This is a genomic window from Pseudomonas sp. URMO17WK12:I11 (genome assembly GCF_007677725.1).
In the GTDB taxonomy this organism is placed as follows: Bacteria; Pseudomonadota; Gammaproteobacteria; order Pseudomonadales; family Pseudomonadaceae; genus Aquipseudomonas.
The window spans coordinates 129,086-145,929 of sequence record NZ_VEDF01000006.1 but is presented as its reverse complement, the minus strand read 5'-3'; the positions used below and the strand labels follow the sequence as shown (position 1 = coordinate 145,929).

Sequence of the window (16,844 nt, the reverse complement as noted above, 5' to 3'; positions counted from 1 at the left end):
CGCGTGCGGCGAAGAAGCCGCTAACGCCGGTGCTTAGTCGACGTACTCGCACAGGTAGGCGGTGTCGACCTTCACCTGCAGCTGGAACTTGCTCTCGGCCGGGACATTGAACGAGGCGCCGCTGGTGAAGGTTTCCCAGCTGTCGCTGCCTGGCAGCTTGACGGTCAGCGCACCGGCCACGACGTGCATGATTTCGCGCTTGGCGGTACCGAACTCGTATTCGCCCGGGGCCATGACACCGACCGTGGCAGGGCCTTGCTCGCCTGCGAAGGCGATCGATTTGACGCTGCCGTTGAAGTACTCGTTGACCTGGAACATGCGCGACTCCTGAAACAAAGCAAGTGGAAAAATGGGCTGGCCAGTATGCCCAAGCCCATTGTCTGCGTCATCTGCTTTCAGGTGCCCGCGGCAGGCAGGCTCAAGGGCAACAGGCGTGCTGTGTTGCGGGCATCTTCCAGGGCCCGGTGCTGTTGCCCGCAAAAGTGCATGCCCGCCAGTTGCAGGGCGCCGTTGAGGCCGGTCGGGCGCTGCAGGTGACGCGCCTTGGCAAAGCGCTGCTTGAGATTGATGTGCGGCACGTGCAGCAGCAGGCTGTCGAGGGTGTGCTGCCGCCACTCCTGCAGCAATTGCTGGCGGTCGTAGTCGCCCCAGCTCACCCACGCCTGCAATTGCCCACGGTGGTGCCCGAGCCAGCGCTCGAAGCGTGCCCATACCTCGGGGAACACCGCCGCGCCGTCCACGTCGGCCTGAGTGATATGGGTCAGCTCACGGCAGAACGGCGTCAACTGTGGTCGCCGGCGCGGCCGCACAAAGCGCTGGAAGTGGTCCACCTCGCGTCCTTCGCGGGTCACCAGACTGGCGCCGATTTCGATGATTTCCATTTCCGTGACCGGCCAGCCACCGTCATCGGTGGTGGCTTCCAGGTCGATCACCAACCAGTGGCCCATACCAGGCTCCTCGCCATGTCTGCTCAAGCAGCGTAGTCAATCCGCAGCCATACGGCATCCTGTGGCAAAATGCCGTCACTTGGACTTAAGCAGCAGTTGTGCACCGCTAGGAAAACGCCTAGCTTAAGCGCATCCAGGTATGACCGTATGAGCATCCGTTTTGACTCCAGCGCCGGGCCGCAAGGCCATTTTCACTTTGTCGATGCTGACAGCAGCCTGGCTGGGAGTGCCAGCGTGGGCCGCCGACGCCATTGACGTCAAGATCGGTGCTGCGCATTTCCCGCCCTATACCGTGCGCCCCGAGCAGGGCGCCGACACCGGCTTGTTGCCGCAGTTGGCAGAGGCCTTGAATCGCCTGCAGACCGATTACCGTTTCATTCTGGTGCCCACGTCCATCCAGCGGCGCTTCGGCGATTTCCAGCAAGGCCGCACCGACATGGCGATCTTCGAAAACCCCCAGTGGGGCTGGCAACAAATCCCTCACCAGCAGGTGGACATGGGCCTGGAGGACGCCGAGGTTTTCGTCGCGCGCCGGGCCAATGGCCGCACGCCCGGTTATTTCGACAGCCTCGGCGGCAAGCGCCTGGCGCTGTTCAACGGTTACCACTATGCCTTTGCCGGGTTCAATTCCGACCCTGGTTACCTGCGCCAGGTGTACAGCGCGACATTGACCTACTCCCACGACAGCAATCTGCTGATGGTGCAGGCCGGGCGTGCCGACATCGCCCTGGTCACCCGCTCGTACCTGAGCGACTTTCTCACCCGCCATCCCGACAGCCGCAACCAGCTGATCGCCTCGCAGCGCATCGACCAGGTCTATCATCACTATGCCTTGCTGCGCCCGGCAGCGCCGATCAGCGGGCGCGAGTTCGCCAAGCTGTTGGGGCAACTGCGCGAGTCGGGCGAGCTGACGCGGATCTTCCAGCCTTATCGGATCAGCGTCGCGGTGCCGAGCGACTAAATTGCGCCAGTAGGGGCACGTCTTCACCAGTGAGCCTTTCCTCCCTAACGTGAGCCCAGACCATGCCGTTCGATGCCGCTTCGCCGCCCCTGTCCTTACCCCGCTGGCCGGGCCTGTGCGCCGAGGAAGGCGAGGGCAGGTTGAACCTGACGCTGGACGATCGAGCGTTGGCGCAGGCTCAGGTGATAGCTGATGACCCCTTGCGCGTCCAGGTCCAGCACGTGTGCCCGGAGCGCGTGCAGCAGGCGCTGTGGGCGTTGTGCTACTGGTTGCTGGCCCGCGAACCGTCGCGCCAGCGCCTGCAGGTAGAGCTGAGCGAACCTGCACCGCAGGCCGTGGCCAGTGGCTTGCTGGTGGCCACCGAGCAGGCGCGGGTGTACCTGTGCGAACGTGCGCTGTTCTGGCAACTGCCGCAACCGTGGCTGAGCCAGCCGGCTGCTCCTGTCTACCCGCAGCAGATGGTGATGAGCGAGGGCAAGCGCCACCCGCGCCGGGCGCCGAAACCCCTGGGTGAGGTGTACCGCCGTTTCGATGCCCGCCTGGGCGCCTGGGTGTCGTTGCGCACCTTGGATGTCGAGCACGACCTCGAGCGTTTCAGTCGTTGGCAGAACAACCCTCGGGTCGAGCAGTTCTGGCAGGAGGGCGGCTCGCTCGACCAGCACCGCGCCTACTTGAGCAAGCTTGAAGCCGACCCGCACACCGTAACGTTGATCGGCTGCTTCGATGACCAGCCGTTCGCCTACTTCGAGGCCTACTGGGCCAAGGAAGACCGCATCGCACCGTTCTATCCGGCCGGTGATTACGACCGCGGCATCCACATGCTGGTCGGTGAAGAGGCCCACCGCGGCCCGCACAAGGTCGCCAGCTGGCTATCAGCGCTGGTGCACTATCTGTTCCTGGACGATCCGCGCACCCAGCAGGTGGTTGCCGAGCCGCGTGCCGACAATGCCAAGATGATCGGCTACATGCACAACCAGTGCTTCCACTGCGAGAAGGAATTCGACTTCCCGCACAAGCGCGCGGCACTCATGCTGCTGGGCCGCGAACGCTTCTTCGACCACTGCCGCCTGGGTTGAGGCAGCTCGCAGTTGCAGCTGGAGGGAGCCAGAGGCTCCCGCACCTCTCAGGCTCCCGAGCGCTTGCGGCAATGAATCAGGGCGTCGCGGATCATGAAGTTGACCAAGGTCGGCGATACCCCCAGCTCCTTGGCGATGTCTTTTTGCGGCACGCCATGCAGGCGGTACATCTCGAAGGCGTAGCGGGTGCGTTGCGGCAGCTCGTTGAGGGCCTGGGCAATGTGCTCGAGCGCCGCCAGGTTGATGTGCGTGGCTTCCGGGGACGCGTTGGGGATGACCACGTTCAGGCCTTCCTCCTCGCTGCCCGAGTACTTGAGCTCCATCGCCTGCTTGCGGTAGTGATCGATGGCCAGGTTGCGCACGATCTGGAACAGATAGCTGAGCTGCGCCTTGAACGACGAGGTGATCTGCGGGGCGGCACTGAGCCGGAAGAAAGCGTCCTGCACCACATCCTCGGCACGCGAGCGGCAGCCGGTGATGCGCGCCGCGATCTTGACCAGAATGTTGCGATTGTCGACGAACGCCTGGAGTAACGGTGAATCGCACTTACTTGTGGATAGTTGTTCCGCCATGGAAATCACCTTGTCACGAAAGGGGAAGAAAGCTCAGCGATTGATGAAGCTTCCTACGACGTGCGACAAACTATTCATAATGATAATGATTGTCAAATACGAAAGTTAATGAGTTTCCATTGGTTTCAGTTCTAAGCCACTGCGACCTACCCTGCGCCGCCGCGCCAGGCCGCTGGGGCTCAGGCGTGCCGGTAATTTCTTCTCACCTCCATCCGTTCCCCTGTGTACATCCGGCTGCAGCCACTGCTCCGACCCGGCGTCGGACAGCAGCCCGCCCCATCCAGACACTGGCAGGAACCCCCCATGACGGACGCCTTCGAACTCCCGCTCTCGCTGGTCCAGGCCCTGGCGCAACGCGCCGCCTCGACTCCGCACCGCATCGCCCTGCGCTTTCTGGCAGATGCGCCGGGCGAGCAGGCCGTGCTCAGCTACCGCGACCTGGACGCGCGTGCGCGCACCATCGCCGCAGCCTTGCAAGCGCGTGCCGGGTTCGCCGAGCGGGCAGTGCTGCTGTTTCCCAGTGGGCCTGACTATGTCGCGGCGTTCTTTGGTTGCCTGTACGCCGGTATCATCGCCGTGCCAGCCTATCCGCCGGAATCGGCCCGTCGTCATCACCAGGAGCGTCTGCTATCGATCATCGACGATGCCGAGCCGCGTCTGCTGCTGACCGTTGCGGCGCTGACCGACAGCCTACGCGAGTTGGAGGCCCTCAACGGCGCTGACGCCCCACAGTTGCTCGCCGTGGACCAGCTCGACCCGAGCCTGGCGGCGGATTGGCGCGAACCTGCGCTGATGCCCGACGACATCGCCTTCCTGCAGTACACCTCAGGCTCGACCGCGCTGCCCAAGGGCGTGCAGGTCAGCCATGGCAACCTGGTGGCCAACGAGCAACTGATCCGCGCAGGCTTTGGGATCGACCTGAACCCGGATGATGTGATCGTCAGTTGGTTGCCGCTGTACCACGACATGGGCTTGATCGGCGGGTTGCTGCAGCCGATCTTCAGCGGCGTGCCCTGCGTGCTGATGTCGCCGGGCTACTTCCTGGCGCGTCCGCAGCGCTGGTTGCAGGCCATCAGCGAATACGGTGGCACCATCAGCGGCGGGCCGGACTTCGCCTACCGCCTGTGCAGCGAGCGCATCAGCCAGGCAGCCATGGCCGGCCTCGACCTGAGCCGCTGGCGCGTGGCCTACTCGGGCTCTGAGCCGATTCGTCAGGATAGCTTGAGCAGCTTCGCCGACAAATTCGCGGCCTGCGGTTTCCAGCCAAACAGTTTCTTCGCCAGTTACGGCCTGGCCGAGGCGACCTTGTTCGTCAGCGGCAGTCGCCGCGGCCAAGGCATCCCGGCCTTGGAGGTGGACGCCCAGGCGCTGGCGGCCAATCGTGCCGAGGCTGGATCCGGCAGCGTGCTGATGAGCTGCGGCTATCCGCAACCTGGCCACCGCGTGCGTATCGTCGAGCCGCAGCAGTTGCAGCCGGTGGCGGACAACTGCATCGGCGAAATCTGGGCCGCAGGCCCCAGTATCGCCCTGGGTTACTGGCGCAACCCGCAAGCCACGGCGCGCACCTTCGTCGAAAGCGACGGCCAGACCTGGCTGCGCACTGGCGATCTGGGCTTCATGCGCGGCGGTGAGGTGTTCGTCACCGGGCGCTTGAAAGACATGCTCATCGTCCGTGGCCAGAACCTCTACCCTCAGGATCTGGAAAAGACCCTGGAGCGCGAGGTCGAGGTCCTGCGTAAGGGCCGCGTGGCGGTGTTCGCCGTCGACGATCAGGGCGAGGAGGGCATCGGCGTGGCGGTGGAAATCAGCCGCAATGTGCAGAAGTCGGTGCTGCCTGACGAGCTGATCAAGCGCCTGCGTCAGGTCATCGCCGAGGCCTGCCGGCAGGCGCCGGCGGTCGTGCTGCTGCTCAACCCTGGCGCCTTGCCCAAGACCTCCAGCGGCAAACTGCAACGCTCGGCCTGCCGCCTGCGCCTGGAAGACGGCAGCCTGGATTGCTATGCGCGCTTCCCGACGGCTGCCTCGCGCGCGGTGCCCGCAGCGGCTGGTGATGACCTGCAGGCCCTGGTCGCCGCCACTTGGTGCGAAGTGCTCAAGCTCGAAACGGTCGCTGCGGACGATCATTTCCTATTGTTGGGGGGAAACTCGATCGCCGCCACCCAGGTCACGGCGCAGCTGGGCGAAACCCTTGGGGTGGCGCTGAGCCTGCGCACCCTGTTCGAAACCCCGATCCTGGCCGAATACAGCGCGGCGGTCGCCGCCAGCGTTGCGCAAGGCGGCGGCGAAGCGGCAGCCATCGCGCTGCACAGCCGCGATCAGGCCCTGCCGCAGTCATTGGCGCAGAACCGTTTATGGCTGACCTGGCAACTGCAACCGCAGTCTGCCGCCTACAACATTCCGGCTGGCCTGCACTTGCGCGGCGAGCTGGACCAGTCCGCCTTGGAAGGCGCCTTGCAGGCCTTGGTGGCGCGCCATGAGTCGTTGCGCACGCGCTTCAGCGAAGTGGATGGCCAGGCGCTGCAGCACATACTGCCGGCCCAGGCGCTGCACGTGCAGCGCCTGGATCTGCATGGCCTGGATGCGCAGCACGTGGCTGCGCGCCGTGAGCAGGAGGCGCAGCAACCGTTCGACCTGATCCAAGGCCCGCTGCTGCGTGTGACCCTGGCACGCCTGGACGATGAAGAGCACCAACTGTGGCTGACCCTGCACCACATCGTCGCCGACGGCTGGTCGCTGAACATCCTGCTCGAGGAATTCGCCCAGCTGTATGCCGCCCATTGCCAAGGCACGGATGCCAAGCTGGCGCCGCTGGTCCTGGGCTACGCCGACTATGGCAGCTGGCAGCGCCAGTGGCTGGCCGAGGGCGAGCGCGCACGGCAACTGGCCTACTGGCAAGCGGCGCTCGGCGACAGCTTGCCGGTACTGGACCTGCACACCGACCAGCCGCGCGCCAGCCAGCGCAGCCACCGCGCTGCCCGCCTGAGCGTGAAGGTGCCCGGCGGACTGGCCGATGCCCTCAAGGCCCTGGCCCGCGAGCAAAATGCCAGCCTGTTCATGGTGCTGCTGGCCGGTTGGCAAGCATTGCTGCATCGCCACACGGGCCAGCAGGACATCCGTGTCGGGGTGCCCAACGCCAACCGCCCGCGCCAGCAAACCCAGGGCCTGGTCGGCTTCTTCATCAATACCCAGGTCCTGCGCGCGCAGTTGCACGGGCGCATGCCGTTCGCCCAATTGCTTAGCCAGGTGCGCGAAACCACGCTCGATGCCCAGGCCCACCAGGACCTGCCGTTCGAGCAACTGCTCGAAGCGCTGCCCGAGGCCCGTGAGCAGGGCCTGTTCCAGGTCATGTTCAACCACCAGCAGCGTGACCTGTCGGCGCTGCGCCGCTTGCCCGGGCTGTTGGCTGAAGAGCTGCCCTGGCACAGCCGCGAAGCCAAGTTCGACCTGCAACTGCACAGTGAGGAAGACCACCACGGCCGTTTGCGCCTGTCGTTCGACTACGCCGCCGAACTGTTCGACCGCGCCACCATCGAGCGTCTGGCCCAGCAGCTGCTGGCACTGCTCGAGCAAGTCAGCACGCAGGCGCGATTACCCCTGGCTGAAGTGCAATTGCTCGATGAGCAAAGCCGTGCGCAGTTGCTTGACTGGGGCCAGGCGCCGATGCCTGGCGCGCAGCGCCTGCTGGTGGAGCAACTCAACGAGCAAGCGCGCCTGACCCCGCAGCGCACGGCGCTGGTCTGGGACGGGGGCAGCCTCGATTATGCCAGCCTGCACCAACAGGCCAACCGCCTGGCCCATTACCTGCGCGATAAAGGCGTCGGCCCCGACACCTGTGTGGCGATCGCCCTCGAACGCTCGCCGCAGTTGTTGGTCGGCGTGCTGGCCATTCTCAAGGCCGGCGGCGCCTATGTGCCATTGGACGTCGACTACCCGGCAGAGCGCCTGGCCTACATGCTCGGTGACTGCCAGGCCGCGCTGCTGCTCAGTCACAGCAGCTTGCTCGGCACGTTGCCGCAGGTGGACGGGGTCAGTGCCATCGCCCTGGACCAGTTGCACCTGGACAGCTGGCCCAGCCATGCGCCAGGCCTGCGCTTGCACGGCGAAAACCTGGCTTATGTGATCTATACCTCCGGCTCCACCGGCCAGCCCAAGGGCGTGGGTAACACCCATGCGGCGCTGGCTGAACGCCTGCAATGGATGCAGGCCACCTATGCGCTGGATGCCAGTGATGTGCTGATGCAAAAAGCGCCGATCAGCTTCGACGTGTCGGTGTGGGAATGCTTCTGGCCGTTGCTCAGCGGCTGCAAGCTGGTGCTGGCCGGCCCTGGTGAGCACCGTGATCCGCAGCGAATCGCCGCCCTGGTGCAAGCCCACGGCGTGACCACGCTGCACTTCGTGCCGCCGCTGTTGCAGGTGTTCGTGCAGGAGCCCCAGGCCGCTGCGTGCACCAGCCTGCGCCGCCTGTTCAGTGGCGGCGAGGCACTGTCGGCGCCACTGCGCGACCGTGTGCTGCAGCTGCTGCCGCAGGTGCAATTGCACAACCGCTACGGGCCGACCGAAACCGCCATCAACGTCACCCACTGGCACAGCCGCGCTGAAGATGGCGCGCGCGCGCCGATTGGCCGCCCGCTGGGCAACGTGCTGTGCCGGGTGCTGGACGATGAACTGCAACTGAGCGCGCCGGGTGTGCCCGGCGAGCTTTACCTGGGTGGCGCCGGCTTGGCCCGCGGTTACCTGGGGCGCCCCGGCTTGACCGCCGAACGCTTCGTACCGCAGACCGATGGCAACGGCGCCCGCGTGTACCGCAGTGGCGACCGCGCTCGCTGGCTGGTGCCAAGTCAGGCCTTGGAGTACCTGGGTCGTCTTGACCAGCAGGTGAAAGTGCGTGGTTTCCGGGTCGAGCCCGAAGAAGTGCAAGCGTGCCTGCTGGCCCAGCCGGGTGTGGAGCACGCTGTGGTGCTGGTTCATCAGGATGCCCTCGCGGCGCAGCTGGTCGGCTATTTCAGTGGCGTTGCCCAGGCGCAGACGCTGCTGGCGGCCCTGGCCGAGCAGCTCCCGGCCTACATGGTACCGGCGCAGCTGATCAGCCTCGCACAGATGCCGCTCGGACCCAACGGCAAGCTCGACCGTAACGCCTTGCCGGCGCCAGTCTGGCAGCAGCGGGCGCATGTCGCGCCGCAGACCGCGCTGCAGCAGCAGGTCGCCGGCATTTGGCGCGAGGTGCTGGGCCTGAACGAGATCGGCCTGAATGATGACTTCTTCGCCCTCGGTGGACATTCGTTGCTCGCTACCCAGATTGTCTCGCGGACCCGCCAGGCGTGCGATGTGGAGCTGCCGCTGAAGGTGCTGTTCGAGGCCAGCGAGCTGGGCGCATTCTGTGCCCAGGTCGAACGCATACGCGCGGCAGGTGAACACGATCGGCAAGGCCCGATCGCCATCGTCGACCGCCGCCAGGCGGTGCCGCTGTCGTATTCCCAGCAGCGCATGTGGTTCCTCTGGCAGATGGAGCCGGACAGTCCCGCCTACAACGTCGGTGGCATGGCGCGGCTGCGCGGGGCACTGCATGTGGATGCCTTCGAACGCGCGTTGCAGGCGTTGATAATGCGCCACGAGACCCTGCGCACCACCTTCCCGAGCATCGACGGGGTGCCTTACCAGTGTGTGGCCAGCGACGCCGGCCTGCAGCTGCACTGGGAGGACTTCACCGCCTTGTCCGACGCGCATCGCCAGCAGCGTTTGCAGCAGCTGGCCGACGACCAGGCGCACCAGCCTTTCGACCTGGAGCGTGGCCCGCTGCTGCGCGCCTGCCTGGTCAAGGCGCAGGAGCGCGAGCACTACTTGGTCCTGACCCTGCATCACATCGTCACCGAAGGCTGGGCCATGGACATCTTCGCGCGCGAGTTGGGCGAGCTGTATGAGGCCTTCGTCGACGACCGCGAGTCGCCTTTGCTGCCGCTGCCCGTGCAGTACCTGGACTACAGCGTGTGGCAACGGCAATGGCTGGAGGGCGGCGAGGGCGCACGGCAGTTGGCCTACTGGCAGGCGCGCCTGGGCGATGAGCACCCGGTGCTGGCACTGCCTGCCGACCGCCCGCGTCCAGCGGTGCAGAGCCACCAAGGCGAGCTGTACCGCTTCGATCTGGATCCGGCGCTGGTGGCCCGCGTGCACGCGTTCAACCAGCAGCACGGGCTCACCTTGTTCATGACCATGACCGCCACCTTGGCCGCGCTGCTGCACCGCTACAGCGGCCAGCGCGACCTGCGCATCGGTGCGCCGGTGGCCAACCGCATTCGCCCGGAGAGCGAAGGCCTGATCGGCGCCTTCCTCAACACCCAGGTGCTGCGCTGCGAGCTGGACGGGCAGATGAGCGCCGCTGCCTTGCTCGAGCAAGTACGCCAGGCCGCCATCGAAGGCCAGTCGCACCAGGACCTGCCCTTCGAACAACTGGTCGAAGCCCTGCAGCCACCGCGCAGCAGCGCCTACAATCCGCTGTTCCAGGTGATGTGCAACGTGCAGCGCTGGGCTTTCCAGCAAAGCCGCACGCTGGCCGGCATGCAGGTCGATTACCTGGTCAACGATGCCAGTGCGACCAAGTTCGACCTGTACCTGGAAGTCACCGATCTGGATGGCCGTCTGGGTTGCTGCCTGACCTACAGCCGCGACTTGTTCGACGCACCCCGCATTGCGCGCATGGCCGAACACTGGCAGCAGCTGTTGGTGGGGCTGCTCGATGATCCGCAGCGACGCCTGTGCGAGTTGCCGATGCTCAGCGAGGCCGAACGGCACGTGCTGATCGGTCAGCTGCAAGGCGAGCAGGGCCTGTCCCTCGAACACACCGTGCATGGGCTGTTCGCCGCCCAGGCTGCACGTACCCCGCATGCCCAGGCGCTGACCTTCGCCGGGCAGCACATGAGCTATGCCGAGCTCGATCAGCAGGCCAACCGCCTGGCCCGCGCCCTGCGCGAGCGTGGTGTCGGCCCGCAAGTACGGGTGGGCTTGGCGCTCGAGCGCTCGTTGTCGATGGTGGTGGGCCTGCTGGCGATCCTCAAGGCCGGCGGTGCCTACGTGCCGCTCGACCCCGAGTACCCGCTCGACCGCTTGCGCTACATGATCGAGGACAGCGGCATCGGCCTGCTGTTGAGCCAGCGCGGGCTGCTGCAGGCTTTGGGCGAGTTGCCGTCCGGCGTGACCCGCTGGAGCCTGGAAGACGATGCGCCAGCGCTTGAGGCCTACAGCGCAGCGCCGCTGGATAACACCAACCTTGCACAGCATCAGGCGTACCTGATCTACACCTCAGGCTCGACTGGCCAGCCCAAGGGCGTGGTGGTCAGCCACGGTGAAATCGCCATGCACTGCCAGGCGGTGATCAAGGCATTCGGCATGCGCAGCGATGACTGCGAATTGCATTTCTATTCGATCAACTTCGATGCCGCCAGTGAGCGCCTGCTGACGCCGCTGCTGTGCGGTGCGCGGGTCGTGCTGCGCGGCCAGGGCCAGTGGGGCGCCGAGGAAATCTGCCAGCTGGTGCGCGAGCAGCAGGTGAGCATTCTTGGTTTCACCCCAAGCTACGGCAGCCAGTTGGCGCAGTACCTGGCCAGTCAGGGCGAGCAGTTGGCGGTGCGGCTGGTGATCACCGGTGGCGAAGCATTGACCGGCGAGCACCTGCAGCGGATCCGCCAGGCCTTTGCCCCGCAGCAGGTGTTCAATGCCTACGGCCCCACTGAAACCGTGGTCATGCCGCTGGCCTGCCTGGCCCCGCCGACCCTGCCTGGCGACGCTGGCAGCGTGCCGATCGGCCGGGTGATCGGCGCGCGCAGCGCCTACATTCTCGATGACGACCTGGCCTTGCTGGCGCAAGGCGGCATCGGCGAGCTGTACATTGGCGGTGCAGGCCTGGCCCAGGGTTATCACCAGCGGCCTGGCCTGAGCGCCGAGCGTTTCATTGCCGACCCGTTCAGCCGCGACGGCGGGCGGCTGTACCGCACCGGCGATCTGGTGCGCCTGCGCAGCGATGGCCTGGTCGAATACATCGGCCGCGCCGACCAGCAGGTGAAGATTCGCGGTTTCCGGATCGAGCTGGGGGAAATCGAAAGCCGCTTGCAGGCCCATGCCGAGGTCGATGAAGCCGTGGTTCTGGCCTTGGATCTGCCGGGCGGCAAGCAGCTGGTGGGCTATCTGGTGTGTCGGCACGCCAACGCCGCAAGCGAGCGGCAAGCGCAGCTGCGTGAAGCGGTGAAGGCCGAGGCCCGCTTGCATTTGCCTGACTACATGGTGCCCGCGCACCTGGTGCTGCTCGACAGCCTGCCGCTGATGGGCAACGGCAAGCTCGATCGCCGGGCCTTGCCAATGCCTGACCTGGAACAGGCGCGCTGGCATTACCAGGCCCCGACCAGCGAGCTTGAGCGCCAGCTGGCCCACGTCTGGGCCGAGGTGCTGAATCTGCCGCGGGTGGGTGTGCAGGACAACTTCTTCGAATTGGGCGGCGATTCGATCCTGTCGATCCAGGTGGTCAGCCGTGCCCGTCAACTGGGCTTGCAGTTCACGCCCCGCGACCTGTTCCAGCACCAGACCATCCAGGCCTTGGCGGCGGTGGTCAGCGTCAGCGTGGCGCCCAGCAGCATCGACCAGGGCCTGCGGGTCGGCAGCAGCGCATTGACACCGATTCAACACTGGTTCTTCGACAGTGATGTGGTGCAGCCGCAGCACTGGAACCAAGCCGTGCTGCTGCAAGCCGTGCAGCCACTGGACGCGGCGACCCTGGAGCGCGCGCTGGACGCGCTGGTGGCGCATCACGACAGCTTGCGCCTACGCTTCCACGGCCGTCAGGCGACCTTCACCCAGGCTGCCACCGAGCAATTGCTGTGGAGCGCGACGGTGAGCGACTTCGACAGTTGCCAGGCGCTGTACACCGATGTGCAGCGCAGCCTCGATCTGCAGCGCGGCCCGCTGCTGCGCGCGTTGCTGGTGAGCGACGCCAGCGGCGCCCAGCGCTTGCTGTTGGCGATTCACCACCTGCTGGTCGATGGGGTTTCCTGGCGGGTACTGCTCGAGGATGTGCAGGCGCTGTACCGTGGCCAGGCGTTGGCGGCCAAGAGCCACGCCATGGCCGACTGGGCCGCGCGCCTGCACAGCTATGCGGGCAGCGATTCGCTGCGCGACGAGGCGCGGTGGTGGCAAACGCAGCTCGCCGAGGTCGGTTTCGAGCTACCGTGCGACCACCCCCAGGGCGGTAATCTGCAGCGTCATGCCCAGACCCTGAGCATCGGCCTGGATGCCGAGCAGACCCGGCAACTGTTGCAACAGGCGCCTGCGGCGTATCACACCCAGGTCAACGACCTGCTGCTGACCGCACTGGCGCGCACCCTGTGCCGCTGGAGCGGGCATTCGCAGGTGCTGGTGCAGCTCGAAGGCCACGGCCGCGACGGTCTGTTCGAAGACATGGACCTGACCCGCAGCGTTGGCTGGTTCACCAATGCCTATCCCCTGCGCTTGAGCCCCCTGGCCGGCGACGACGATGGCGCACGTGCCAGCTCGATCAAGGCGATCAAGGAGCAATTGCGCCAGGTCCCGCACAAGGGCCTGGGCTATGGCGTGCTGCGCTACTTGGCCGAGGCCCCGGTACGTGAGCAGATGGCGGCGCTGCCCCAGGCGCGTATCACCTTCAACTACCTCGGGCAGTTCGACCAGCAGTTCGCCGAGGATGCCTTGCTGCTGCCGTTGGACGCCCCCGCCGGGCTTGCCCATGATGCGGATGCTGCGCTGCCCAACTGGCTGAGCGTCGACGGCCAGGTCTATGGCGGGGCGTTGCAACTGCGCTGGACCTACAGTGGCGAACGCTACGAACACAGCACCATCGCAGGCTTGGCCGACGCCTACCGCCTGGAGTTGCTGGCGTTGATCGAGCATTGCCTGGCCGATGGCAATGGCAGTTTCACGCCCTCGGACTTCCCACTGGCGCACCTGACCCAGGAGCAGATCGATCAACTGCCGGTAGCGCCGGCCTGCATCGAAGATGTCTATCCGCTGACGCCCATGCAAGAGGGCATGCTGCTGCACACCCTGCTCGAACCCGGCACAGGCCTGTACTACATGCAGGACCGTTATCGCATCAACAGCGCCCTGGACCCTGCACGTTTTGCCCAGGCCTGGCAGGCCGTGGTGGCGCGTCACGAAGCCTTGCGCGCCTCGTTCAGCTGGAACGCCGGGCAGACCATGCTGCAGATCATCCACAAGCCAGGCCACACCGAGGTGGATTATCAGGACTGGCGTGAGCTGGACGACGCTGCGCAGGAAGCGCGTTTGCAAGCGCTGCACCAGCAAGAGCGCGAAGCCGGTTTCGACTTGCTGCGCGAAGCGCCCTTCCACCTGCGCCTGATACGTGTTGCCGACGCACGCTACTGGTTCATGATGAGCAACCACCACATCCTCATCGATGCCTGGTGCCGCTCGCTGTTGATGAACGATTTCTTCGAACTCTACCAGGCCCTGGGCGAGGGCCGTGCGGCGCAACTGCCGGCGCCGCCACGCTACCGCGACTACATCGGCTGGCTGCAACGCCAGGATCTGGCTGAGGCGCGCCACTGGTGGCAAACCAACCTGGCCGGTTTCGAGCGGGCCACGGCGCTGCCCAGTGACCGTCCGCTGCGCCACGACCACGCCGGTGACGGCATGCGCGTCGGCGACTGCTACACCCGCCTGGAGGTCAGCGATGGTGTGCGCCTGCGGGAACTGGCCCAGGCGCACCAGCTGACCGTCAACACCTTCGCCCAGGCCGCTTGGGCCTTGGTCCTGGCGCGCTACAGCGGCGAGCGCGACGTGGCCTTTGGGGTGACCGTGGCCGGACGACCGGTCAGCATGCCGCACCTGCAGCGTACTGTCGGCTTGTTCATCAACAGCATCGCCCTGCGTGTGCAACTGCCGCAGCTGGGCCAGCTGTGCAGCGTCCGGCAATGGCTGCAAGGACTGCTGGAGCGCAACATGGAGCTGCGCGAGTACGAGTACCTGCCGCTGGTGGCGATCCAGGATTGCAGCGAACTGCCCAAAGGCCAGCCGCTGTTCAACAGCCTGTTCGTGTTCGAGAACGCCCCGGTGGAAACCGCCGTGCTCGACCATGCCCAGCACCTGAACGCCAGCTCCGATTCAGGGCGCACGCACACCAATTTCCCCTTGACCGCCGTGTGCTACCCAGGCGACGACCTGGGCCTGCACCTGTCGTTCGACCAGCGCTATTTCGACTACCCGACGGTCGAGCGCCTGCTGGCTGAGTTCAAGCGCCTGCTGCTGGCGCTGGTGCACGGCTTTGACGGCCAGGTCAGTGCCTTGCCACTGCTTGGCGAGGCGGAACAGCGCTTTGTGCTCGAACACTGCAACCGCACCGAGCGCGTCTACCCCCTGACGCAGAGCTACGCCGCGCTGTTCGAAGCGCAGGTCGCGGCGCATCCGCAGCGCACCGTGGCCCGCTGCCTGGAAGGTGCCTACGATTACGCTGGGTTGAACCTGGCCGCCAACCGTCTGGGTCATGCCCTGCTGGCAGCGGGCGTCGCTATCGATCAACCGGTGGCGCTGCTGGCCGAGCGCGGTCTGTCGTTGCTGGGCATGATCGTCGGCAGCTTCAAGGCCGGCGCCGGCTACCTGCCGCTCGACCCTGGGCTGCCGTCAGCGCGCCTGCAACGCATCGTCGAACTGAGCCGCACACCGGTTCTGGTGTGCAGTGCCGCTTGTGCCGAGCAGGCGCGGTCGTTGCTCGATGAGCTGGCCGGAGTAGCCAGGCCGCAGTTGCTGGTCTGGGAAGACGTCCAGGCAAGCACGGTCGCCAGCCATGACCCCGGCATCTACAGCGGGCCGGAAAACCTCGCCTATGTGATCTACACCTCCGGATCGACCGGGTTGCCCAAGGGCGTGATGGTCGAGCAGCGCGGCATGCTCAACAACCAACTGAGCAAAGTGCCGTACCTGGCCCTGAGCGAGCACGACGTGATCGCCCAGACCGCTTCGCAAAGCTTCGACATCTCGGTCTGGCAGTTCCTGGCCGCACCGTTGTTCGGTGCGCGGATCGAGATCGTGCCGAATGCCATCGCCCACGACCCGCAAGGCCTGCTGGCGCATGTGCAGGCCACCGGCATCACCGTGCTCGAAAGCGTGCCGTCGTTGATTCAAGGCATGCTGGCCAGCGATCACCAGGCGCTGGGGGGCCTGCGCTGGATGCTGCCGACCGGCGAAGCGATGCCGCCTGAGCTCGCCGCCCAGTGGCTGCAGCGATATCCGCAGGTCGGCTTGGTCAACGCCTATGGCCCGGCCGAATGCTCGGACGACGTGGCTTTCTTCCGTGTCGACCAGGCCTCGACCCAGGGCAGCTACCTGCCGATCGGCACGCCGACCGACAACAACCGCCTGTACCTGTTCAGCGAGGCGCAGACGCTGGTCCCGCTGGGTGCGGTGGGTGAGCTGTGCGTGGCAGGCACCGGCGTGGGCCGTGGTTATGTCGGCGACCCGGTGCGCACCGCCCTGGCCTTTGTGCCGCACCCGCACGGTGCCCCGGGCGAGCGTCTGTATCGCACCGGCGACTTGGCGCGTCAGCGTCCGGACGGGGTGTTCGAGTACGTCGGTCGCATCGACCATCAGGTGAAGATTCGCGGCTATCGCATCGAGCTGGGCGAGATCGAGGCGCGCCTGCATGAGCATGCGCAAGTCCGCGACGCCGCGGTGGGCGTGCAGGAGGGCGCCAATGGCAAGCACCTGGTCGGCTATCTGGTCGCTCATTGCGCGGCGGGCGAGCAGCCCGTGTTGCTGGAGCAGATCAAGCAACGCCTGCGCGCCGAGCTGCCGGAGTACATGGTGCCGCTGCATTGGGGCTGGTTGCCCGCTCTGCCGCGCAACGCCAACGGCAAGCTCGACCGCAAGGCGCTGCCCGCACTCGCCATTGGCGCTCAGCACGGCCAGGCTTATCTGGCCCCACGTGATGAGCTCGAACAGACCCTGGCCGAAATCTGGGCAGAAGTGCTCAAGGTCGAGCGGGTCGGGGTGCACGACAATTTCTTCGAACTGGGCGGGCATTCGCTGCTGGCCACGCAGATCGCCTCGCGCGTGCAGAAACAGCTGCAACTGAATGTGCCGCTGCGGGCGATGTTCGAATGCAGCACCGTGCAGGAGCTGGCCGAGTATGTGCGCGGCATGCAGGGCGCCGGGCTGGATGAAGCCAAGGCGGATCGGCTCAGTGACTTGATGGCCGAGTTGGAGGGGCTTTAAACACGTAGGGGCGCTTAGCGCCCCAGTGCCGGCGAGCGTTGCT

At 66.0% G+C, this 16,844-nt stretch carries 6 protein-coding genes; 3 read left to right on the top strand and 3 right to left on the bottom strand.

The window, feature by feature from the left end; translation table 11 throughout:
• Nucleotides 1-33: 33 nt before the first annotated feature.
• Nucleotides 34-318, bottom strand: coding sequence for a pyrimidine/purine nucleoside phosphorylase (locus FS665_RS13580; protein ID WP_145189066.1), 285 nt, complete (start codon nt 316-318; stop codon nt 34-36).
• Between the two features lie 77 nt (nt 319-395).
• Nucleotides 396-947, bottom strand: a complete 552-nt coding sequence (locus FS665_RS13575; protein ID WP_145189062.1) for an exonuclease domain-containing protein — start codon at nt 945-947, stop codon at nt 396-398.
• 160 nt (nt 948-1,107) lie between these two features.
• On the opposite strand from FS665_RS13575, the gene FS665_RS13570 reads away from it, so the two are divergent.
• Nucleotides 1,108-1,908 (top strand): ABC transporter substrate-binding protein, encoded by an 801-nt coding sequence (locus tag FS665_RS13570; protein WP_145189060.1) that lies wholly within the window; start codon nt 1,108-1,110, stop codon nt 1,906-1,908.
• A gap of 62 nt (nt 1,909-1,970) precedes the next feature.
• The gene (locus tag FS665_RS13565; protein ID WP_145189057.1) at nt 1,971-2,984 is read left to right on the top strand and encodes a GNAT family N-acetyltransferase; all 1,014 of its coding nucleotides are present in this window, start codon (nt 1,971-1,973) and stop codon (nt 2,982-2,984) included.
• 47 nt (nt 2,985-3,031) lie between these two features.
• On the opposite strand, the gene FS665_RS13560 is transcribed toward FS665_RS13565, so the two are convergent.
• The gene (locus FS665_RS13560; protein ID WP_145189054.1) at nt 3,032-3,556 is read right to left on the bottom strand and encodes an RNA polymerase factor sigma-70; all 525 of its coding nucleotides are present in this window, start codon (nt 3,554-3,556) and stop codon (nt 3,032-3,034) included.
• Nucleotides 3,557-3,859: 303 nt separating this feature from the next.
• On the opposite strand from FS665_RS13560, the gene FS665_RS13555 reads away from it, so the two are divergent.
• On the top strand, nt 3,860-16,801 hold the full coding sequence (locus FS665_RS13555; RefSeq protein WP_145189051.1) for a non-ribosomal peptide synthetase: 12,942 nt from the start codon (nt 3,860-3,862) through the stop codon (nt 16,799-16,801).
• The last annotated feature ends 43 nt before the right edge of the window (nt 16,802-16,844 follow it).